Origin of the sequence: Pseudomonas sp. NPDC087615 (assembly GCF_044743445.1) — a bacterium.
Classification (GTDB): domain Bacteria; phylum Pseudomonadota; class Gammaproteobacteria; order Pseudomonadales; family Pseudomonadaceae; genus Aquipseudomonas; species Aquipseudomonas baetica_A.
Genome location: NZ_JBIUWM010000004.1, coordinates 86091 through 108670 on the forward strand (window position 1 = coordinate 86091; position 22580 = coordinate 108670).

The 22580-nt window shown below is 60.3% G+C and carries 18 protein-coding genes and 1 pseudogene; 8 read left to right on the forward strand and 11 right to left on the reverse strand.

Annotated features, from left to right (window positions below; translation table 11 throughout):
- Window positions 1-143: 143 nt before the first annotated feature.
- From ACIOU6_RS03900 to ACIOU6_RS03935, 8 genes are all read right to left on the reverse strand, one after another.
- A complete protein-coding gene (locus ACIOU6_RS03900) occupies window positions 144-3596 on the reverse strand; it encodes a GMC oxidoreductase (RefSeq protein ID WP_401133996.1) in 3453 nt (1150 codons plus the stop codon).
- 987 nt (window positions 3597-4583) lie between these two features.
- Window positions 4584-5150 (reverse strand): GNAT family N-acetyltransferase, encoded by a 567-nt coding sequence (locus ACIOU6_RS03905; protein ID WP_401133999.1) that lies wholly within the window; start codon window positions 5148-5150, stop codon window positions 4584-4586.
- A gap of 221 nt (window positions 5151-5371) precedes the next feature.
- Window positions 5372-6142, reverse strand: coding sequence for an electron transfer flavoprotein subunit beta (locus tag ACIOU6_RS03910; RefSeq protein ID WP_401134002.1), 771 nt, complete (start codon window positions 6140-6142; stop codon window positions 5372-5374).
- 9 nt (window positions 6143-6151) lie between these two features.
- On the reverse strand, window positions 6152-7372 hold the full coding sequence (locus ACIOU6_RS03915) for an electron transfer flavoprotein subunit alpha/FixB family protein (RefSeq protein ID WP_401134005.1): 1221 nt from the start codon (window positions 7370-7372) through the stop codon (window positions 6152-6154).
- Window positions 7372-9321, reverse strand: a complete 1950-nt coding sequence (dgcB, locus tag ACIOU6_RS03920) for a dimethylglycine demethylation protein DgcB (RefSeq protein ID WP_221731168.1) — start codon at window positions 9319-9321, stop codon at window positions 7372-7374. The genes ACIOU6_RS03915 and dgcB overlap by 1 nt, the downstream gene beginning before the upstream one ends.
- Window positions 9322-9475: 154 nt before the next feature.
- Window positions 9476-11536: a dimethylglycine demethylation protein DgcA gene (gene dgcA / locus ACIOU6_RS03925; protein ID WP_221731169.1), complete on the reverse strand. Its 2061-nt coding sequence runs from the start codon at window positions 11534-11536 to the stop codon at window positions 9476-9478.
- Between the two features lie 15 nt (window positions 11537-11551).
- The gene (locus ACIOU6_RS03930; protein WP_047303843.1) at window positions 11552-12082 is read right to left on the reverse strand and encodes a DUF5943 domain-containing protein; all 531 of its coding nucleotides are present in this window, start codon (window positions 12080-12082) and stop codon (window positions 11552-11554) included.
- Between the two features lie 78 nt (window positions 12083-12160).
- Window positions 12161-13138, reverse strand: coding sequence for a dipeptidase (locus ACIOU6_RS03935; RefSeq protein ID WP_221731170.1), 978 nt, complete (start codon window positions 13136-13138; stop codon window positions 12161-12163).
- A 234-nt stretch (window positions 13139-13372) separates the two neighbouring features.
- On the opposite strand from ACIOU6_RS03935, the gene ACIOU6_RS03940 reads away from it, so the two are divergent.
- Both ACIOU6_RS03940 and ACIOU6_RS03945 read left to right on the forward strand, forming a co-directional pair.
- Window positions 13373-13774 (forward strand): lysozyme inhibitor LprI family protein, encoded by a 402-nt coding sequence (locus ACIOU6_RS03940; protein WP_401134010.1) that lies wholly within the window; start codon window positions 13373-13375, stop codon window positions 13772-13774.
- A gap of 126 nt (window positions 13775-13900) precedes the next feature.
- A pseudogene (locus ACIOU6_RS03945) lies at window positions 13901-13966 on the forward strand (transcriptional regulator); the annotation flags it as partial.
- 100 nt (window positions 13967-14066) lie between these two features.
- Here the strand turns inward: ACIOU6_RS03945 and ACIOU6_RS03950 are convergent.
- Window positions 14067-15038, reverse strand: coding sequence for a tyrosinase family protein (locus ACIOU6_RS03950; RefSeq protein WP_339495284.1), 972 nt, complete (start codon window positions 15036-15038; stop codon window positions 14067-14069).
- A gap of 231 nt (window positions 15039-15269) precedes the next feature.
- On the opposite strand from ACIOU6_RS03950, the gene ACIOU6_RS03955 reads away from it, so the two are divergent.
- Window positions 15270-15686 (forward strand): DUF3010 family protein, encoded by a 417-nt coding sequence (locus ACIOU6_RS03955; RefSeq protein WP_401134014.1) that lies wholly within the window; start codon window positions 15270-15272, stop codon window positions 15684-15686.
- Between the two features lie 143 nt (window positions 15687-15829).
- Here ACIOU6_RS03955 and ACIOU6_RS03960 read toward each other — a convergent pair whose 3' ends face one another.
- On the reverse strand, window positions 15830-16774 hold the full coding sequence (locus ACIOU6_RS03960) for a GlxA family transcriptional regulator (RefSeq protein ID WP_221731174.1): 945 nt from the start codon (window positions 16772-16774) through the stop codon (window positions 15830-15832).
- A 207-nt stretch (window positions 16775-16981) separates the two neighbouring features.
- Between ACIOU6_RS03960 and ACIOU6_RS03965 the strand changes: the two genes are divergently transcribed.
- The 5 genes from ACIOU6_RS03965 (at window position 16982) to ACIOU6_RS03985 (ending at window position 21173) form a co-directional block, all read left to right on the forward strand.
- Window positions 16982-17926: a choline ABC transporter substrate-binding protein gene (locus ACIOU6_RS03965; protein ID WP_401134017.1), complete on the forward strand. Its 945-nt coding sequence runs from the start codon at window positions 16982-16984 to the stop codon at window positions 17924-17926.
- Window positions 17927-18001: 75 nt separating this feature from the next.
- Entirely contained in the window at window positions 18002-18889 is an 888-nt protein-coding gene (locus tag ACIOU6_RS03970; protein ID WP_221731176.1) for a 3-keto-5-aminohexanoate cleavage protein, read from the forward strand.
- A 141-nt stretch (window positions 18890-19030) separates the two neighbouring features.
- Entirely contained in the window at window positions 19031-19996 is a 966-nt protein-coding gene (locus ACIOU6_RS03975; protein WP_221731177.1) for an L-carnitine dehydrogenase, read from the forward strand.
- Window positions 19997-20123: 127 nt separating this feature from the next.
- A complete protein-coding gene (locus ACIOU6_RS03980) occupies window positions 20124-20600 on the forward strand; it encodes a thioesterase family protein (protein ID WP_401134021.1) in 477 nt (158 codons plus the stop codon).
- A gap of 309 nt (window positions 20601-20909) precedes the next feature.
- The gene (locus ACIOU6_RS03985) at window positions 20910-21173 is read left to right on the forward strand and encodes a hypothetical protein (RefSeq protein WP_221731179.1); all 264 of its coding nucleotides are present in this window, start codon (window positions 20910-20912) and stop codon (window positions 21171-21173) included.
- A gap of 112 nt (window positions 21174-21285) precedes the next feature.
- On the opposite strand, the gene ACIOU6_RS03990 is transcribed toward ACIOU6_RS03985, so the two are convergent.
- Window positions 21286-22389 carry a GlxA family transcriptional regulator gene (locus ACIOU6_RS03990; RefSeq protein ID WP_401134023.1) on the reverse strand — a complete coding sequence of 368 codons (1104 nt, stop codon included), beginning with the start codon at window positions 22387-22389 and terminating at the stop codon, window positions 21286-21288.
- Window positions 22390-22580 lie beyond the last annotated feature (191 nt).

Consider the following 22580-nt stretch of genomic DNA (forward strand, 5'->3'; position numbering starts at 1 on the left):
GACCCAAGAGATGTAGCGCCTGACCTTCAGCTATCGCTGGCAAGCCCGCTCCCACAGGGTCTAGAGGTGTGCACAGGATCTATGCCTGGCACCACCCAATGTGGGAGCTGGCTTGCCAGCGATGCAGTCGACTCGGTTTCAAGTCAACCCAGGGCCGTTTTCTCCAGGTGTTCAAGGATGATCGGATACACATCAACCACCGCGTTCTTGCCGAACATGCAGTCGATGTGGCCGTAGCCCGGCACGACCTGCCGGCTATAGCGATCCGGCCCGTGCAGGTCACACAAGCGCTGATAGGTCTTGAGCGTGCTTTGCGGCAAATAACACTGGTTGTCGGCACCGCTGATAAAGCAGATCGGCATGGTCAACCGATCAAAGTGCGGCATGTACACATCGTTGCCTTTGAAATCCACCAGATGCCCTTTGCGCACGATCAGCGCCAGATGCTCGAAGGTCTCGATATTCGATTCGCCGAACAGTTCGTGCAGGTTGTCGTGCAGGGTTTCGTTGAGGGTGTCGTGACGGTACAGCGACGCGTACATAAAGGTGATGCGGTGGCACACCGGGTTGGTGCAATAGCCCTGGGCTTCGATCCGTGCGTAGCCGTTGAGGGCCTTGTCGTAGAGCCTGTTGAACCAGTTCTCCTTGCTGTCGGCGTAAGCCGTCATCGATTTGATGCCGACGGCGTCAAGCATCCCCGGCAGGTGCAGCCCGGCCTTCAACCCCGTTGCGGTGGCAACCACCGTGTCGGCGGCAATCTGCGAACAGACTACCGAGCGCACACCCTGCAACCCGGCCAGCAGCGACATGAAAAACGTCGTCGCGCCATAGCAATGCACCACGCATTGCACGTCTTTGGCAGCGGTTTGCTGTTGAATCTGCGCAATCGCAGCCTTGAAGTCGTACTGGGCGATCTGGTCGCCGTTCCATTCCTTCTTGCTCGCCGGCAGCAGAATGCTCACGCGAAAATCCAGCAGCCAGACGTCGTAATCGTGCTTGCACAGGTATTCGAGCAGGTTGGTCTGAATGGTGTCGGTGGAAAAGATGTTCGAACCCACACCCAAACCATGCACCAGCATTACCGGGCCTTTACTGCCGGCCTGATAGCGAGTCAGGCGCAGTTCGACGCCATCCTCGGTGGGGAAGAAATGCACCGCCGGGGATGGCGCATCCAGCGGCCGTTTCAGCCGTGGTGGCGCGTCGGGGTTGAAGTAGATATCACCGGCAAACACCCCGCCATAACTCTCCCAGAGAATGCCTGCGAAGAACTTGCCAAAGCGCGCCAGCCCTTCAATGCGCTCGCGCTCGTTGCGCGCGTTGAGCACTTTCATGGTGGTCATCTGCTTGGCGAAATCGGTCGGATGAATGTGCATCACCCCGGAGCCGATCACCTCGCCCGACTTGTCAGGCCCGCGATACAACGTCACATAGAGGGTGCTGGTGTCGTGCCAGATGTTCAGCACGCCGTTGTCTTCCGGCACGGTTTTGAACGCGCTGAAGAAGTATTCGCTGCCGTCTTCGGCGGTCAGTTTCATGTCGTACTTCATGTGGCGCGTATCGACCTGCTCCTCGAATTGTTCGAACAGGTTGAACACGCCGTTGCTTGCGGTCAGCGGCTGTGGCGACAGCGCCGAGGCATTGACCGTACCGACAATGGTCGCGGCGTGTTCCGGCTCCTTGATCATCCGGTTGAGGTCGTTGGCGGTGATGGTCAGGGTGAAGTCGATCGGCGAATTGTCTGCCTCGCCGCGTTTGGCCGCCGCTTCATAGACTTTCAGATCGGTGCTTTGCGCAGCAGTGAACGCCCGGGAGAAATAGCCCTTCATGGTTTCGGTAAACTGCACGCCAAGGGTCGGCGGCGCGACCTGTTTGCTCGGTGCGGATGGCAGCGTGTAATCGATCTGCCAGCCACGGTCAGCGGCGAGCAAGCCCATATTGCGTTCACTGACGGCGGAGATGGTCAGCAACGGATTGACTGCCAGTGAGGTCGGAATCACCGCACCGTCAGTCACGTACAGATTGGCGTACACGTCGGTGCCACTAGCGCCGCTGAATACCTGGCCCTTGTGGTTGACCACGCCTTGCCCGGCGTCCTCGCCCATCACGCAACCGCCCAGTGGATGCACTGAGACGATGCTGTGCTTGAGCAGCTTGGTCCAGATCGGATTCTCCACCCAGACGCCGCCCAGCGCCTTGGTGCTCTGATACAGCCGATCATTGCCAAGTTTGAAGTTTTCCTGCTCGCCGACGCCCGGCCAGTCGATGCGCAACTGATCCTTGTTATCCAGCACCATCCGCCCCTGGCCACTGTCGTGGCTCATGATCAGGTAGGTCTGCATGTTGTGCAGCGCGCCGTAATACGGGCCGCGCAGGAAGCTTTCGGCCTCGCGTTCCTTGTATTTCACCTTGCCACTGAAACTGTCGTCGGTGGCCACGCCGATCATCTCGGCGAACCCGGCCATGCTCGGCACCATTGGCCGGCCGAGAGCACCGGGGATCGAGCCTTCCTCAATGACCATGCGGCTGCGCCAGTCGCCCTCGGTGCGCATGTCGATGATCGAGGTGATGCACGGGCCGACCGGGTGCAACTCCTTGGCCGGGTGCGCGCCGAAACCGATGCCGTTGATGGTCTGCTCACAGTTGTGGCCGAAGCCAAGGATGTCGCCATTGCCGCTCATGTTCTCGCCGAGCTGGCCGGACATCACCAGGCCTTTGTCTCGAGAGCGCAGAAGAAGCTCAGTGGAGCCCAGCGTGCCGGCGGACACCACCACAATGTCAGCCTTCACGAACAATGTCGGCGCCGAGAATTTCTCACGGCCGCTGTCCAGATACTGGAAGTGCACGATCCAGCCGTCACCGTCACGCTCCAGATGCCGCACTTGGGCCTGACAGAAAATCTCCGCGCCGTGGTTCCAGGCGTCCGGCAGATAGTTCATCAGCGTGGTGTTCTTGGCCTTGTTGTTACAGCCCGAGACGCAGTCACCGCAGTGGTTGCACGGCAGTTGTTCGACGCCGACGTGGTTGAGGTTGTTCGGCAGTTTGTCGAAGGTCACGTTGATCGGCGGCTTGTAGAAATGCGCGCCTTGCTTGAGGTACTCCGCGGACTTTTTGTTGGCGTCGAGCTTGGGCAGATTGGGTGCAGTGTCCGGATAAGGATTGGGTTTGAGCATTTCCCGGGCACGGGCGTAGCCGTCCTTGAGCAGCGTGTCGCGGTGTTCACGCACTGCCTGTGGCCAGCGCGGATCATCGAACACGCCGGGCTCCGGCTCCAGGGCCACATTGGCGTTGATCAGCGAAGTACCGCCGAGGCCGCAACCGACCACAACGTTTTGCTGAGCATTGACATGCAGGTCGAACAATCCGGTGCGCGAGCCAATGTGGCCGTCGGGATCATGCACCTGCAATTCTTCGGTGGCGGCAATCATGGTGTTGGGGTATTCGCCGGGCTGAATCTCCCGACCGCGTTCCAGCAAACACACACGTTTACCAGCCCGGGACAGGCGCGACGCAGCAATGCCGCCGCCATAACCGGAGCCAATGACAATGACGTCGTAGTGTTCCTTGATCTCGCTGATGGGCGTTGCGATCCGTGTCATGAGGTGGTTCCTCTCTCAGGCAGATGGGGCAACTCTGCGGTTGCCTGCAATCAATGGGCGAACGGGCACCTGGCCTCCGGGCTAACCCGGCGACAGCACAGCGGTTTGGGCGGATTTAACGGCTACAAGTGAGCGCGCTGAATGGCAGCAAGACGCGCCGAACGCTTTCGCAGCGAAGGCGGCACTGGCGCGCAGAACTTGCGGGGGGTGTGGGCTGATCGATGGGGATGGCTATCCATCAGGCGTTCTCCCTGAACCAGATGTGGATAAGTAGTCGCTGTCCTTGTGCCATCAAAGTGAAGACAGGGGCCGGATCGAAGTCAAGGCAGCGGCTTAGACCTGTATGAAATCTGATCAATAGCTATTTGGACTATAGCCGGTGGGGCTTACAGGGTTTAGCGAACAAGTTATCCACATAGCCACCCACAGCAAATGGGGACAACTGTGGATGACTGGAAAAATAACTGGCTGATTGGCGAAGAAATATCGTGACTTATCCAGAACGACGGTTTGCGCAACAGATTGAGTGTTTTTTGATCACATCTTTGTAAGCCACGGTTTTAATGGCCTGTAGAGGATGGCGAACACGTTATCCACAGAAGCGCCAACAGAGTTCGGGGGTAACTTTGCCCGGTCTGTGGAAAAGCGCTGGAGGCTGTGTGAATTTAAGGTTTACGGGAGAGTTTTCCGTGGAAACAGATGAATTGACTGTTTTTTAATCAAATCTTCGCAAGCCACGGTTTGTATAGGCTTCAGCCGATAGCGAACATCTTATCCACAGAAGCGCCAACAGAGATTGGGGGCAACTCGCTGAGTTATTCAGGAAGAAAAGCTCGGAAAAACCGCTACTTAGGCTGGTTGTTTTTTGATCTTGGGTCTGCAGGGCTTGATTGGCGTGGTGTGCAGGGATGGGCGAACACGTTACCCACAGATTGGCCAACAGGGATTGTGGGTAACGTGCTCTCAACCGTAGGTTGTTCGCGGGTATCAGGCACGATGCATCAGATAGGCGTCACCCGTCACCCGGATCATCGGGTGAGGCGTCACCTGACAGGTTTTGACGATGGCGAAACCATGCCTTTCATAAAACCTTCTTGCGCCGGTATTGGCGGCATAGTCGATCAGGCTCAAGCCATTGAGCGCCAGGTGCTCTGCACGCGCCTGAGCATACTCAAGAAACTGCACGCCCAAGCCCTGATTACGCCAGCCTTCATGCAGCGCCAGGCTGGAGATGTAGAGCGTGTCCACAACCTCCATATCGGCGTAAGGCGCCAGCACCGGGTCGGTAGGGGGTGTCGGATCAGGATTTTCGCGTGTGACATAACTGTGCATCATTCCGATGACGCGGCCCTCGGCTTCGGCAATCAGACAGTTCTGCCAGGAAAAATCCACATCGTCGCGGGCATAACGCCGCTCGCCGACATTCAGCAATGGCTCGCCCGGCTCCGCCAATTGGCTCCAGATGTAATCCGAGGCGCCCTCCGAGGAGATCTGAAACAAACGCGCAATGTCGCGCGCATCCGTGCGCCGGGCAGGTCGAAACTCAACGGTCATTCACTTGACTCCTCGGGGGTTTGAGCGGGTGTTTTAACCTCTGACTGACGCTGATCGCAAAGGAATGCAGGGGATTTTTCATGTCAACAAATGACAGCTTGCCGAACACACACTTGTGGGAGCGGGCTTGTTCGCGAAGAGGCTGTATCAGTCAACATCAATGTCGCCTGACACACTGCTTTCGCGAGCAAGCCCGCTCCCACAAGGGGATTGGAAGGGTGTCAGCGGACCACGCCTTCTTCGATCAGCAGTTTGAGGATGGCCTCGGCGCCGGCTTGTGGAGTGACGCCTTTAAGCACCTGCCCACCACCGCCACTGGCTTTGGCGGTGGCGGCTTTCATGCGGTCGGCGCCGCTTTTGGCCTTGATCACTTTCAGGCGTTTGGGCCTTGGTTTGGCCGGTTGCAGTGTCGCTACCGCCAGCAGTTCATCGTCCAGCACTTCCACGTCTTCGGCGTTCAGCACACCGCGCCGCGCCGGGCCGTAGGCACTCTGTCTCGGCTTCGGCGCTGCGTTATCCACAGTCGCCAGAAACGGCAGCTTCACCTTCAACCGCCGCCGCTGTCCACGGGGCAACGCTTGCAGCACCAGCGCCGAACCGTCATTGATCGACTCGACCTGCGCCAGCCCGACCACCAGCGGCCAGCCCAAACCCTCGGCCAGCAGGAACGGCAACATCCCCGAACCTTCACCGGTTTCCGCCTGACTGCCGGTCAGCACCACCTGCGCCCCGGCATCGCGCAGGTACGCGGTCAATGCCGGCAACGCATCGGCGCCAGCAGGTTGCTCAAGCACATGCATCTGCTCAAGGCCCATACCCAAGTAGGCGCGCAGCGCCGGTTCCGCAACATCGCCGGCATGCAGCACTTGCAGATTATCCCCCGCCAGTTGCAAGCCGAGTTCCACCGCGCGTGCGTCCTGTTCGGCGCGGCGTGGCCGGCCGGAGGTCGGATGAGCGCCGATTGAAACCAAACTGATGATTGTTGTGTTCATAGCCGTTCCTTAAGCCGCATCGCGCTTGGCGTCGTTGCGGTAGGCCTCTACCGCCGCGATCAAGGCCTGAAGAATGTCCGCGCTTTCGCCGATCACCGACAGGTCGGCACGCTTGATCATGTCGCAGCCCGGATCGAGGTTGATCGCCACCACTTTGTCGCAGGCACCGATGCCCTGCAGGTGCTGGATCGCCCCGGAGATACCCACCGCGACATACACCCGCGCGGTGACCCAGGTGCCGGACGCACCGACCTGGCGGTCGCGCGCCATGAAGCCATCGTCCACCGCCACCCGCGAGGCGCCTTCGGTGGCGCCGAGAGCGGCGGCCGTCTGGTGGAACAGTGCCCAGTCCTTGACCCCGTTGCCACCGGAGAAGATGAACTCGGCTTCGGCCATCGGGATCGCCGACGGATCCACCGCTACGGCGCCCAGATCCTCGATCCGCGACAGGCTGCGCGCGACAGCTGTGGATAACTCCACCGACAGTGCTTCGTGGCGGGTTTCGCTGACCGGTTCGGCACATTCGGCGGACGCCAGAATCAAGCGAGCCACCGGACGAGCGAGATCCTGCAACCCGGCACCCGCGCGGCCGATGCACTCTTGATCCTTGACCTGCCACACCCGTGTAGCCGGGCGTTCGCCCAGTGCAGCAGCAAAGCGCCGACCGAGTTCGCCGCCACCGCTGCGACTGTCTGGCAGCAGCCAGTGGCGCGGGTTGAACTGGTTATCCACAGCCCGCAGGCCCTGGATCCGTTGTTCCGGTGCATAACCGCTGAATGCTTCGCCTTCCAGCACCAGCAGGCGGTCAACGCCGGCCGTGGCGAAAGCGTTTTCCTTGTGCTCGCCGAAGACCACGGCCAACACCGCGCCGTCCTTGCCGGCCAGTTGATGCGCGAGGCCGAGCAAGTCGCGGTCGTGGCTGCTCAGGCGGCCGCCGACCATGTCGGGCACCACGCTGATGTAGAACGCCGGGGCCGGCACCTGATGCAGCGGCAATTGCACTTCAACCGTGGCCGAGCGTTTGACCGCCCCGCCCTGCTGGGCGCCGCTGCGGTCAATACGTTTGAGGCCGTTGGGGCCGATGAAACCGATGCCGTGGAGGTTCTTGCGGATAACCCCATTGGGGCCCATCCAACTGTGTTGCGCCGGTTGCATGGCCGCGTGCAGCGGGTGCAGACGGTTACGCGCAATCCATTCGGCGCGCGGGTCGCGGCGGATAATGTCGCTCATCAGTGGGCCTCCGCGGGTTCACGTTTGGCCGGCATAGTCGGCTTGCCTGGCGCGGCGTCTTCGAGCAGCGCGTCGGCCACCAGTTCGGCGATGTCCTTGATCAGCGGACGCGGTTCGACCACGCCTTCGAGCATCGCCGTGCACTGTGGACAACCCACGGCCACCAACTCGGCGCCGGTCTCACGGATGTCGTCCATGCGCATGTCGGGAATCCGCTGCTTGCCTGGAATATCGGTGATCGGTGCGCCGCCACCACCGCCGCAACAGCGCGAGCGGAAGCCGGAACGTTGCATTTCCTTGATCTCGATGCCGAGGGCGCGCAGCACTTCACGCGGCGCCTCATACTCGCCGTTGTAACGGCCGAGGTAGCACGGATCGTGATAAGTCACGCTGTTGCCTTTGTGCTGACCGAGGTTGAGCGCGCCGGCCTGGATGATTTCGGCCATGTAGGTGCTGTGGTGCTGCACCAGATAGTTGCCGTCGAAGGCGCCGTATTCGTTTTTCAGCACATGGAAGCTGTGCGGATCGCAGGTGACGATGCGGTTGAAACTGTATTTGGCCAGGGTCTGGATATTGCGTTTGGCGAGCGACTGGAAGGTTGCTTCATCACCAAGACGTCGGGCCACGTCGCCGCTGTCGCGCTCTTCGAGCCCGAGCACGGCGAAGTCGACCTTGGCCGCTTTCAGCACTTTGACGAACGCACGCAAGGTGCGCTGGTTGCGCATGTCGAAAGCACCGTCGCCGACCCAGAACAGCACGTCGGTGGATGTCTTCTCGCTCAGCAGATTGAGGTTCAGATCCGCCGCCCAGTTCATCCGCCCGCCCGGAGCGAAACCGCCAGGGTTGTCGGTGGCGATAAGGTTTTCCAGAACTTCGGCGCCCTTGTTCGGCGTCGCGCCTTTTTCCAGCGTGAGGTGGCGGCGCATGTCGACGATGGCGTCGACGTGCTCGATCATCATCGGGCACTCCTCGACGCAGGCGCGGCAGGTAGTGCACGACCACAGGGTTTCGGCATCGACCAGACCGTTGACGATCGGTTGATGCGGATTGCCGCTGTGTTCGCCGACCGGTTTACCCGGATAAGGGCTGCCGGCGAATTTGGCATCAGTGCCGCCAGCGAGGCCGACGACCATGTCCTGAATCAGTTTTTTCGGGTTCAGCGGCTGGCCGGCAGCGAACGCCGGGCAGGCTGCTTCGCACTTGCCACACTGCACGCAAGCGTCAAAACCGAGCAACTGGTTCCAGGTGAAATCCTTGGGTTTTTCCACACCCAGTGGCGCCGATGGATCGTTGAGGTCCAGCGGTTTCAAACCGGTCGAACGGCCACCGCCAAAGCGCTCGGCGCGGCGGTGCCAGGCCAGGTGCAGGGCACCGGCGAAGGCGTGCTTCATCGGCCCGCCCCAAGTCATGCCGAAGAACAATTCCGACACGCCCCACAGCACACCGACGCCGAGAATCACCGCCAAGATCCAGCCGCCGAAGTTCTCCGGGAGAATCCCGGCCACCGGCAAGGTCACCAGGAAGAACGACGCCGAGAACGCCAGCAGGCTTTTCGGCAGGCGCATCCACGGACCTTTCGATAGCCGCGCTGGCGGGTTGAGCCGGCGCCGGTAAACGAAGATCGCACCGACGAACATCACCGCCGTCATCAGCAGCAAGGCATACCCGAGAATGCGGTTATGCAGGCCGAAACCGTGTACCAGAATCGCCAGCACAATCGACGCCACCGCACCGCCGGCCGTGGCGACGTGGGTGTTGGCGATGTATTTGTCCCGCGCCACCACATGGTGCAAGTCGACCATGTAGCGCTTGGGCATGGCGAGCAGACCGCCGATCAGGTCGACCTTAGAGGCCCGGCCCCGACGCCACATCGCTACCCGCCGCAACGCGCCGAGGACGCCGAGGCCCAGGGCTGCGAACAACAGGATTGGAAGAAGGGTGTTCAACATAGGTGAAGCTCCCACCAGTACAGCCTGGAGAAACACGATCCGCTTTACTGTGGGAGCGGGCTTGCTCGCGAAAGCGGTGGATCAGTCAGCTCATGTAGAACTGACAGAATGCATTCGCGAGCAAGCCCGCTCCCACAGGGTTTTGTGCACGCCGTTAGAAATCCTTGCACAACCGCAGGGCGTCGTAGATCGCGGCGTGGGTATTACGCTGCGCCACGCAGTCGCCGATGCGGAACAGCAAGTAGCCGTCACCGGTGGTGCTCAGCGATGGCTGCGGCTTGATCGCGAACAGTGCGTCGATGTCGATCTGGCCCTTGTTGCGCGAACCGTCCTTGAGCCCGTAATACAGCTCTTCGTCCGGGCGCACGCCGTTTTCCACCACCACCTGATCGACCACCCGCTCCTCTTTGGCGCCGGTGTATTCGTTCTCCAGCACAGCAACGAGTTTGTCGCCTTCGCGGTAGACCTTCTCCAGCATCATGTCGCCGGTCATGATCACTTCTTTCGGGTACATGCTGCGGTAGTAGGTCGGGAACGACGTACCGCCGATGGCCACGCCCGGTTTGATGTCGTCAGTGACGATCTCGACCTGGCTGCCCTTGTCGGCGAGGAAGTCGGCGACCGACATCCCGGTGAACTCGCAAATGGTGTCGTAGACGAGCACGTTCTTGCCCGGTGCAACCTTGCCGTCGAGCACGTCCCAACTGCTGACCACCAGCCCTTCGGCGGCGCCCCAGTGTTCGTTCTGCTCCAGGAACGGATGCCCGCCAACCGCCAGCACGACCACGTCCGGACGCAAGTCCATGATGGCCGCCGCATCGGCAGCGGTGCCCAGACGCAGGTCGACTTTCAAGCGCGCCAGTTCCAATTGGAACCAGCGGGTAATGCCGGCGATCTGGTCACGCTGCGGTGCTTTCGACGCCGTGGTGATCTGCCCGCCAATGAATTCCTTCTTCTCGAACAGGGTCACGTCGTGGCCGCGTTCAGCAGATACCCGTGCCGCTTCCATCCCCGCAGGGCCGGCACCGACCACCACCACTTTGCGTTTGACGCCAGTGGATTTCTCGATGATGTGCGGCACGCCCATGTATTCACGGGAGGTCGCGGCGTTCTGGATGCACAGCACGTCCAGCCCTTGGTACTGGCGGTCGATGCAGTAGTTGGCGCCGACGCACTGTTTGATCTGATCGATCTGGCCCATCTTGATCTTGGCGATCAGGTGCGGGTCCGCGATGTGCGCGCGGGTCATGCCGACCATGTCGACGTAACCGCCCTCGAGAATGCGCGTGGCCTGGTTCGGGTCCTTGATGTTCTGCGCATGCAGCACCGGCGCTTTCACCACTTCCTTGATCCCGGCCGCCAGATGCAGGAACGGCTCCGGTGGATAACTCATGTTGGGGATCACGTTGGCCAGGGTGTTGTGGGTATCACAACCCGAACCGACCACGCCGATGAAGTCGATCATGCCGGTGTCGTCGTAATACTTGGCGATCTGCTTCATGTCTTCGTGGGACAAACCGTCCGGGTGGAACTCGTCACCGCACAGACGGATGCCGACACAGAAATCATCGCCGACTTCCTTGCGCACAGCCTTGAGCACTTCCAGACCGAAACGCATGCGGTTCTCGAAGCTGCCGCCCCATTCATCGGTGCGTTTGTTGACGCGCGGGCTCCAGAACTGGTCGATCATGTGCTGGTGCACGGCGGACAGCTCAACGCCGTCCAGACCACCGGCCTTGGCCCGCGCCGCCGCAGTGGCGTAGTTGCCGATCACCCGCCAGATTTCTTCCGGCTCGATGGTTTTGCAGGTCGCACGGTGAACCGGCTCACGGATGCCCGACGGTGACAGCAGGGTCGGCCAATGCTCGCCGTCCCAGCGCGAGCGACGGCCCATGTGGGTAATCTGGATCATGATCTTGGCGCCATGCTTGTGCATGGCATCGGCCAGATTCTGGAAGTGCGGGATGATCCGGTCGTCCGCCAGGTTGACCGATTTCCACCAGCCTTGCGGACTGTCGATGGCCACGCTGGAGGAGCCACCGCAAATCGCCAGGCCGATGCCGCCCTTGGCTTTCTCTTCGTAATATTTGACGTAGCGGTCGGTGGTCATGCCGCCGTCGGTCGCGTAGACCTCGGCGTGCGCGGTGCTGAGCACGCGGTTGCGGATGGTCAGTTTGCCGATCTGGATCGGCTGGAACATTGCTTCGAAAGCCATGGCGGGTTCCTCGACTTACAACGGCTTGACGGTGAACAGGCCGTCTTCGTGGCCCTCTTCGGAGCCACCGTAGACTTGCTCGGCGACGGTGCGAATCTTGCTGCCGCGAGCCTCAAGAATCTGATCCATGGCCCCGGCAAACCAACCGGTGAACATGTAGTCGACCTTGCGCCCGACCTTGCCGTAGACGTAGACGAACGCCGAGTGTTCGAGCTTGACGCTGGCGGTGCCTTTGTCGAGGTCGATGTCCTGGATCTTGAACAGGCCCCAGCCGCGTTGCGACAGGCGCTTCATGTAGTGTTCGAACACCGCGACGCCTTCCAGGCCGTGGCATTCAGCTTCTTTTTCACACCAGTGCCACGCGGATTTGTAGCCGGCCTTGTAGAGGATTTCGGCATAGGCTTCAGCGCCCAAAACCTCTTCGATGCCCATGTGGTTGTTGACGAAAAAGTGGCGCGGCACGTACAGCATTGGCAGGGCGTCTGAGGTCCAGACACCGGTCTCGCTGTCGACTTCGATTGGCAATTGCGGGGCGATCTTGGCCATGGAAACTTAACTCCAGAAAAATTTGTGTGTTGCCCTCGGCGCGGACGGCCGAGGGAAAGGATTCAGAAGTGCGGTGGCTTATTCGCCCCAGACGTCCTTCAGGACGTTCACCCAGTTCTCGCCCATGATCTTGCGCACCACGCGCTCGGAGTGGCCGCGTTTGAGCAGGGTTTCGGTCAGGTTCGGGAACTCGCCGACGGTGCGGATGCCCAGCGGGTTGATGATCTTGCCGAAGCTGGTCAGACGGCGGGCGTAGCCCTTGTCGTGGGTCAGGTATTCGAAGAAGTCCTGACCATGGCCCTGGGTGAAGTCGGTGCCGATGCCGATGGAATCTTCGCCGACGATGTTCATCACGTATTCGATGGCTTCGGCGTAGTCGTCGATGGTCGAATCGATGCCCTTGGCCAGGAACGGCGCAAACATGGTCACGCCGACGAAACCACCGTGGTCGGCAATGAACTTGAGTTCTTCATCGGACTTGTTGCGCGGGTGCTCTTTAAGCCCCGACGGCAGGCAGTGGGAGTAGCAGACCGGTTTTTTCGATTCGAGGATGACTTCCTCGGAGGTCTTGGAACCGACGTGGGACAGGTCGCACATCACGCCGACGCGGTTCATCTCGGCGACGATCTCGCGACCAAAACCCGACAGGCCGCCGTCACGCTCGTAGCAACCGGTGCCGACCAGGTTCTGGGTGTTGTAGCACATCTGCACGATGCCGACGCCGAGCTGCTTGAACACCTCGACATAGCCAATCTGATCTTCGAACGCGTGGGCATTCTGGAAGCCGAAGAGGATGCCGGTTTTGCCCTGCTCCTTGGCTTTGCGGATGTCGGCCGTGGTGCGCACGGGCATCACCAGGTCGCTGTTTTCGCGGATCAGTTTCTGGCTGGCAGCAATGTTGTTCACGGTCGCCTGAAAGCCTTCCCACACCGACACCGTGCAGTTGGCCGCCGTCAGACCGCCCTTGCGCATGTCTTCGAACAGCTCGCGGTTCCATTTGGCAATGATCAGACCGTCGATAACGATGCTGTCGGCGTGTAATTCGGCTGGGCTCATCAGGCGTCCCCTTATTGGCAATTCATGCGCCGAATCGTCTGCCGGCGCTTTGGGGCCAGCATATGCCTCGGTGCCGGGGCGACCGGGTGCAAAAACGACAGGGGAATTGCCGAAAGCGTCAATCCGCGACAAAGGGTCACTAACCGCCCCGAACGGCCACCTGTTCAAGCCTGCTCGCTTAAGCCAGAATCTGGCGCATCTTGCAAACACCACTGGATAAGAGCGGCGACATCAATGAAATCGATCTTCCTGGCTTTGGCCCTGCTTGCGACCGGCGCACACGCCGCCGAAGAGTCCGAGAACAACCCGTGCGACGCCGTCGAAAACGACATCCAGACCCTGGAATGCTCGACCTACAGCCGCACCACCGCCGAAGACCTGCTCAAGGACAACTACGCCAGCCTTACCGAACGCATGCAAACGGCGTACGGCAAGAACGCCGCGCAACTGGCTGACATCACCGCCAAACTCAAAACCGCCCAGCAGCAGTGGCTGAAGACGCGGGATGCGGATTGCGCGGTGGAGGCTTTCCCGGCGACGGCGGGCAGCAAGGCGTTCAAGATTGCGCAAAATGACTGCGTGGCGCGGATGAGTGATGAACGGTCGGAGTTTTTGGAGTCGATTGGGCAGGAGTAACTTTGAAACCAAGAAACATGCCGACCAACATCGAGGATTGGCCGGACGGGGAATAGAAGCAAAGATCTAAAAATCTAATATAAGACTTATATTTCCAGAACCATGAACGCACCTACTGACATTTAAATCATCAATGATGCCGAGGGCAAACCGGTCTTCGTGGTCATTCCCTATGCGCAGTACGTTGCGCAAGGCCTTCGGAATCTCCTCCGGGCAGCTTGAGCTATAGCCGGTTACGGTGTGAATACCTGCCGCATAAGCCAGGCATTCACTCCGCCACCCGGTGCCAGCATCAGTCGTGAAAAGGAGACCGATGCTTCACATGATCGAGGATCAGACGTGGCGTCTCATACTCATACTCATACCCCAAGTCAGTGATATCGCTCACACTCCGAGCAGACTGCGCAAACGGCTCAAGCACATCATCGTAGTTATGTCCTTTCGGACCATTGACCAGCGGCGCGTAATGCGGCGCCCAACGTTCGTTGCTCTGTAGCATCAGCGACTGCCAGTCTGCCCACACTTTGTCGACAAAGCAGTGATGCAAGAAGAACACTGGATCATCCGGAGACGTCATCGGCAGCATATTGCCGCCCACCCAGAGGTGGACGCGATTATGCAGTTGTGAACCCGCAGTGGTTACCTGCGGATCGCCGCGCTGTGTGATCCAGCCTTCCAGACGATTTCGGAAACCGCGCACAGTTGGTCCGGAATCATAGGGCGGTGTGTCGTAAAGACTTTCACGCAACGCCATTTGCAGATCTTGCGGTGTCGGCAATGAGTTCACGACCAGCCCGAACTGGCGCTTCAAACCAGGACCTGGCAAATCGTCATCCGGATAGGAGGGAACGGGCCATTGTCCGTGCTTAAAGGCAAACCGACCGGTTGCGACACGCCAGTCATCGCCTTCAACACCATTACCGCCCATAAAATCCTCAGCCCACACCGGAGAGTTGAGCGGATCGGCGGCATCTTCGGTCCAGTTCCAGTACGGAATCGTGATGGAAGGGTTAATCACCTGAAGGTCATTTTCGAACTTCAGCAAAAATGCCCGGTGCCATGGCAGGAATGAAGGCCCACGGTGAGCACCATTGCGGTAGTTTGGGTCGTTTGGTTCATGCGGCAACACTGTGGGCTTCATGACCTGATGATGCAGGTGCACATACTCGTCGTATTGGCCTGACTGTTTGAGCTGGAGGCAGGCGGCGACGAAGTTGTTTTTTTCGTTTTGGGTCAATGAGCGAATGTTCTTGCGCAGCTTCATGTCTTCAGTCCCTTGAGCGAAGTTACGAAATGGGAGAGGACGACCATCGCCCCAATCCCTCGGCAACCAAGCTAGGCGCCAGTCAGAAGGGTGTCTACTGTCAGAAATTACAGGTCAGCAACGATTTCCGACCAGCGGTATTGCTCCGTTCGGGCACCGACGCGAGGTGACTTGACCGCCCGACTGCGTCAACATGACCGCCATCCAATTCGCTCATAAGGTCACTCGCCCATGAACATCTGCGGCATCGAAATCAAAGGCAGCGAAGCGATCATCGCCGTGGCCGCTCTCGACGGTTCGGTCCTGAGCCACGTTGCTCTTGCCACCAAGAAGATCGCCCTCGACGACGATGACGAAGCTGCCAACGTGAAGCTGTTCGCCGCGCAGGTAGCGTCGTTTGTGCGGGAGAATTCGATTGACCGGATTGCGATCAAGAAGCGCAGCAAGAAGGGCGAGTTTGCCGGTGGGCCAACGACGTTCAAGATCGAGGGTGTGTTTCAGTTGTTGGATGGTTGTGAAGTGACGTTGTTGTCGCCACAGACGATCAATGCGCAGGCCAAGAAGCACAACTTCGAGCTGCCGGGGACGCTGAACAAGTATCAGCATGAGGCTTACAAGGCGGCCTGTTCGGCGCTGGTGAAGAAGTAACCCGATTCCCGACATCACATTGGAACCTGTGGGAGCGGGCTTGCCCGCGATGGCGGTGTGTCAGGCAATAACAATGTTGGATGTGCTGGCCTCATCGCGGGCAAGCCCGCTCCCACAGGGTTTTATGGCGTTACTGAAGCCGTTCAGGCCTGGGCGGTATGCCGGTCTTCGCGGGGGCAGCGGGCGAATTTTGCCCGGTAGCTGCGGGTGAAATAGGACGGCGATTCAAACCCACAGGCGATGCTCACTTCCAGCACGCTCATGTCGGTCTGGCGCAACAACTGCTGGGCCTTTTCCAGCCTTAACCGCAGGTAGAAATTGCTCGGCGTGTCGTTCAGATGCAACCGAAACAAGCGCTCCAATTGCCGGCGCGTCACCTTGATCGATTCCGCCAACGCCAACGTGGTCAGCGGCGGTTCGCTGTGTTGTTCCATCTCGCCAATCACCTGAACCAGTTTCTTGTTGTTGATCCCGTAACGCGTGGCGACTTCCATGCGCTGGTGATCTTTGCGCGGACGAATGCGCCCCAGCACGAATTGTTCGCTGACCTGAATTGCCAGTTGCGGGCCATGGGCCTGGGCGATCAGGTCGAGCATCAGGTCGATGGACGCCGTACCGCCCGCCGAGGTGATGCGCCGACGGTCGATCTCGAACAGCTCCTGGGTCACGCTGAGCTGTGGATAAGATTCCTTGAAGGCGTCAATGGCTTCCCAGTGCAGGGTCAGGCGGTGGCCATCGAGCAGGCCCGCCTCGGCCAGAACGAAGCTGCCGGTGTCGATGGCGCCGAGGGTGACGCCTTCGTTGTCCAGCCGTCGCAGCCAATGTTCAAGCGTCGGCGTGGCGAACTTCAGTGGTTCGAACCCGGCCACCACCCATAACGTCGCGCCTTTCTTCAGCGGTTCCAGCGCCGCGTCGGCGTTGACCGACATGCCGTTGCTCGCCAGTACCGCCCCGCCGTCAGCGCTCAGCACATGCCAGCGGTACAACTCGCCGCGAAAGCGGTTGGCGACCCGCAGCGGTTCGATTGCCGAGATAAAGCCGATGGCGGAGAACCCCGGCATCAGCAAGAAGTAGAAATCCTGAGACATGGGCGCACTCGATTCGCGGGTAACGAGAGGGAGGGTAGCGTGGCTCGTTGATACGCCGATTGTCGTCGTCGTTCAAGCGCGCAGGTCGCTACAGTGCAAGTGCCCGTCGCCGTAGTGCGCTTTCACGGGGGCGTTGCTGCGTAACTTTGCATCACCGGCGCAACAGACGCCGGAACTCACAATAAACAACCTGCCGAGGAACCCGACATGAAACGACTGATCAGCAGCTGCGTTCTTGCACTCAGCGGTACCGCTTTCTTGAGCGCCAGCGTCATGGCCGCCGAACCCGCGTCTTGCCAGAACGTGCGCATGGGCGTGGTCAACTGGACCGACGTGATCGCCACCAGTGCCATGACCCAGGTCCTGCTCGACGGCCTCGGCTACAACACCAAACAAACCAGCGCGTCCCAGCAAATCATCTTCGCCGGGATTCGCGACCAGCGTCTGGACCTGTTCCTCGGCTACTGGAACCCGCTGATGACCCAGACCATCACCCCGTTCGTCGACGCCAACCAGGTCAAAGTCCTTGACGCTCCAAGCCTCAAAGACGCCCGTGCCACCCTCGCCGTGCCGACGTATCTGGCTGACAAGGGCCTGAAAACCTTCGCCGACATCGCCAAGTTCGAGAAAGAACTGGGCGGCAAGATCTACGGCATCGAACCGGGTTCGGGCGCCAACACGCAGATCAAGGCGATGATCGCCAAAAACCAGTTCGGCCTCGGCAAGTTCCAGTTGGTTGAGTCCAGTGAAGCGGGAATGCTCGCCGCCGTCGATCGCGCCGTGCGTCGCAAGGAAGCCGTGGTGTTCTTCGGCTGGGCGCCGCACCCGATGAACGTCAACGTCAAGATGACCTACCTCACCGGCAGCGATGACGCGCTCGGCCCGAACGAGGGCATGGCCACCGTGTGGACCGTCACCGCGCCGAAATACGCCGAACAGTGCCCGAACATCGGTCGCCTGCTGAGCAATCTGACGTTCACCGCTGAAGACGAGAGCCGGATGATGCAACCGCTGCTCGATCACAAGGACGCCTTCGAGTCGGCCAAGCAGTGGCTCAAGGATCACCCGGCAGACAAACAGCGCTGGCTCGAAGGTGTGACCACTTTCGACGGCAAACCGGCGGCCGAAAACCTGCAACTGACCCGCAAATAAAGCCACCCTGAATCACCGTTTCGCAGCCCGCGAAGGGCTGCGAACAGCCCCATCACGCCTGAAGGAAACTGCCTCATGAACCACGACGTCATCATCACCTGCGCACTCACCGGTGCTGGCGACACGACCGCCAGGAGCCCCCACGTACCGGTCACCCCGAAACAGATTGCTGCCGCCGCCGTGGAAGCGGCCAAGGCCGGCGCCACCGTTGTGCACTGTCACGTCCGCGATCCGCAGACCGGAAAATTCAGCCGCGACGTGGCGCTGTACCGCGAAGTGATGGAGCGCATCCGCGAGGCGGACGTCGACATCATCGTCAATCTCACCGCCGGCATGGGCGGCGACCTGGAAATCGGCGCGGGCGAGAAGCCGATGGAGTTCGGCCCGAACACCGATCTGGTCGGCCCGCTGACTCGCCTGGCTCACGTTGAAGAGCTGCTGCCGGAAATCTGCACCCTCGATTGCGGCACCCTGAACTTCGGCGACGGCGACACCATTTATGTCTCCACCCCGGCACAACTGCGCGCCGGCGCCAAACGCATCACCGAGTTGGGCGTGAAAGCGGAGCTGGAAATTTTCGACACCGGTCACCTGTGGTTCGCCAAACAGATGATCAAGGAAGGTTTGCTCGATAACCCGCTGTTCCAGCTATGCCTGGGCATTCCGTGGGGCGCGCCGGCCGACACCACCACCATGAAAGCCATGGTCGACAACCTGCCGGCGGACGCGGTGTGGGCTGGGTTTGGTATCGGCCGGATGCAGATGCCAATGGCCGCGCAAGCGGTGCTGCTGGGTGGCAACGTGCGGGTCGGGCTGGAAGACAACCTGTGGCTGGACAAAGGCGTGCTGGCGACCAACGGTCAACTGGTCGAACGCGCCACCGAGATACTCAGCCGCTTAGGCGCCCGGGTCCTGACCCCGGCCGAGGGCCGGAAAAAAATGGGCCTGACCCAGCGCGGATAAATCATCACTCATTTCCCCCCTGTGGGAGCGGGCTTGCTCGCGAAGGCGATGGCTCTGCCCATAACGATGCGTCGGCTGTACCGGGCTCTTCGCGAGCAAGCCCGCGCCCACAGGTTTCTACGAATTATTCAGGATGTGACCATGAGCTTTATCACCGAAATCAAAACCTTCGCCGCCCTGGGCAGCGGTGTTATCGGCAGCGGCTGGGTCGCCCGCGCCCTCGCCCACGGCCTCGATGTCGTGGCCTGGGATCCGGCGCCCGGCGCTGAAGCGGCGCTGCGCAAACGCGTGGCCAATGCCTGGGGTGCGCTGGAGAAAAACGGCCTGGCGCCGGGCGCGTCGCAGGATCGTCTGCGCTTTGTCGCGACCATCGAAGAATGCGTGCGCGATGCCGATTTCATTCAGGAAAGCGCCCCGGAAAGGCTGGAACTGAAACTGGAGTTGCACAGCAAAATCAGCGCAGCGGCCAAGCCCAACGCGTTGATCGGCTCCAGTACCTCGGGCCTGCTGCCCAGTGAGTTCTACGAGAGTTCGACCCACCCTGAGCGCTGCGTGGTCGGCCACCCGTTCAACCCGGTTTACCTGTTGCCGTTGGTGGAAGTGGTCGGCGGCAAACACACCTCGCCCGAGGCCGTGCAGGCGGCAATGAACGTCTACGAATCCCTCGGCATGCGCCCGTTGCATGTGCGCAAGGAAGTGCCGGGGTTCATCGCCGACCGTTTGCTCGAAGCGCTGTGGCGCGAGGCGCTGCACCTGGTCAACGATGGTGTGGCGACCACCGGCGAGATCGATGACGCGATTCGTTTTGGCGCCGGTTTGCGCTGGTCGTTCATGGGCACGTTTTTGACTTATACGTTGGCCGGTGGCGATGCCGGGATGCGCCACTTCATGTCGCAGTTCGGCCCGGCGTTGCAGTTGCCGTGGACGTACCTGCCGGCACCGGAGCTGACCGAAAAATTGATCGATGACGTGGTCGACGGCACCCGCGAGCAGCTTGGCGAGCGCAGCATTTCGGCACTGGAGCGCTATCGTGATGATTGCCTGCTGGCGGTGCTGGAGGCGGTGAGGACTACCAAGGAGAAGCATGGAATGAGTTTCAGCGAATAATCCTTGCTCAACAGTTCCGGCCCCTTCGCGAGCAAGCCCGCTCCCACAGATGACCGCATTCCCATGTGGGAGCGGGCTTGCTCGCGAAGACGGCAGCCCAGCCACTATCAATGTTGGATCTGACACCATGCCCACCCTCACCACCTACCAAACCCGCATCATCCCCGACTGGGTCGACTACAACGGCCACCTTCGCGACGCCTTCTACCTGCTGATCTTCAGCTACGCCACCGACGCCCTGATGGACCGCCTCGGCATGGACAGCAACCATCGCGAAGCCAGCGGCCACTCGCTGTTCACCCTGGAACTTCACCTCAATTACCTGCACGAAGTGAAGCTCGACACCGACGTCGAAGTACGCACGCAAATCATCGGTCACGACAGCAAACGTCTGCATCTCTATCACAGCCTGCATAAAGTCGGTGAAGACCAGGAGCTGGCCGGCAACGAACAAATGTTGCTCCACGTCGACCTCGCCGGCCCGCGCTCGGCACCGTTCAGCGCAGACACCCAAAGCCACCTGCAAGCCATCGTCGCCGAGCAGGCCGACCTGCCCGCTCCGGCTTACCTCGGCCGCGTCATCGCCCTGCCATCGGCCCGGTAAAACCCACGATCGAGCGAGATGAGTGTTTGCTGCGCAGATCGGTTTCGCTGACGGACAGGCAAAAAAAGCCCCGATACAAGCCGTGACAGGATCGGGGCTGAGGGTACTGTTGAGGAGCTGCCGTGCGAGGGTGACCAAACCGTCGTGTTGCAAGCTGAAGCCAGTTTGCCCACTCCCTTTGACAACGAGTTAGCCGAAAACGACCCGTTCATAGTCGTAGCAGCCACTGCGACAAATCGCCCTTGCCGTCCCTCCCCTTGCCTACCAGAATCGAGTGACGACCTCCGTTGCTGAAGAAGGATTCGCCTCATGATGTTTGCCGATTTGATCGATCAGGAAGACCTGTTGGGACAGCTCAAGGCATTGGGATTACAGGTGCCGATCGGCTCGACAGCCGAGCAGGCATGTGAATTCGCAGTGCTGGGTCTGGACGATGCTCGGGCATTCGAATTGCGCAAAATGGTCAAGGATATGTACACCAGCGGTGCCAGCATCCAGCCCGCTGTGCGCCAGGCGATCGATAAACAGTTGTTGCCGGCATTGGCGCACTACCAACAGACCCACAGCGCCTGAACAAGCCAATCGCCAGCAGGCTGGCTCCCACAGTTTTTGTGTCTGACCACATTTTTGTGATCGACATCCATCCTGTGGGAGCTCGCCTGCTGGCGAAGAACGATGGCTCGGTTTACAGCCTTACGCTGGCAAAAGTCGACTCATTGCGCGCCTGACTCAACGCCGACATCGGCCCCGACAGCGGCGACAGCACCATCGCCTGCGGCAACTGCATCATTGCCACCTGCTGGGTGGTGTTGGAGCCGACGCGCTCGTCACGCGGCGGAATGCCGAAGTATTCGCGGTAGCACTTGGAGAAGTGCGGCGTTGAGACGAAACCACACACCGAAGCCACTTCGATGATCGACATCGGCGTCTGCTTGAGCAGTTGCCGGGCACGAATCAAACGCAGCTTGAGGTAGTAACGCGACGGCGAGCAGTGCAGGTATTTCTGGAACAACCGCTCGAGCTGACGACGGGACACGGCGACATACACCGCCAGCTCGTCGAGGTCGATCGGTTCCTCAAGGTTGGCCTCCATCAGCGCGACGATTTCCTGCAGCTTCGGCTGGTTGGTGCCGAGCATGTGCTTGAGCGGCACGCGCTGGTGATCCTGTTCGTTGCGGATGCGCTCATAGACGAACATTTCCGAGATCGCGGCGGACAGTTCACGGCCGTGATCGCGGCTGATCAGGTGCAGCATCATGTCCAGCGGCGCGGTGCCGCCGGAGCTGGTGAAGCGGTTGCGGTCGAGGGTGAACAAGCGAGTGCTCATGGCTACACGCGGGAAAGCTTCCTGCATTGCCGCCAGGCATTCCCAGTGCACGCTGCAATCGAAACCGTCGAGCAGCCCGGCGCATGCCAAGGCCCAACTGCCGGTGCATACGGCACCCAGACGACGCGACTGACGTGCCTGGCTTTGCAGCCAGGAGACGTGTTCACGGGTCACGGTGCGCTGGATACCGACACCGCCACAAACAATCACGGTGTCCAGAGGAGGCGCTTTGCGCATCGAGGCGTCGGGCGTGATTTGCAGACCGTCACTGGCCCACACCTGGCCGCCATCGACGGTGAGGGTGCTCCAGCGAAACAGTTCACGACCGGACAATTGGTTGGCCATGCGCAGCGGCTCAACCGCAGAGGCCAGGGAAATCAGCGTGAAATTGTCCAGCAGCAGAAAGCCGATGGATTGAGGCGCACGGTTCTGGGGTTGAGCCCCTGAGTTGAACGACGTCATCGCGGTATCTCCTCACACAAAGCGGGTGAAGGCCTCAGGCGGAGGCTCTTGTTTTTGCCGACGCTCTCGAGTGGGAGACGGGCTTTGTTATGACAGAGCAATTGCCATGCCTAAAATTGAATGGCCGTTCAATAACTCCTGAAAACGACGTCACGACGTGTCTATATGAGACGTCAGACGATAGGTGTTTT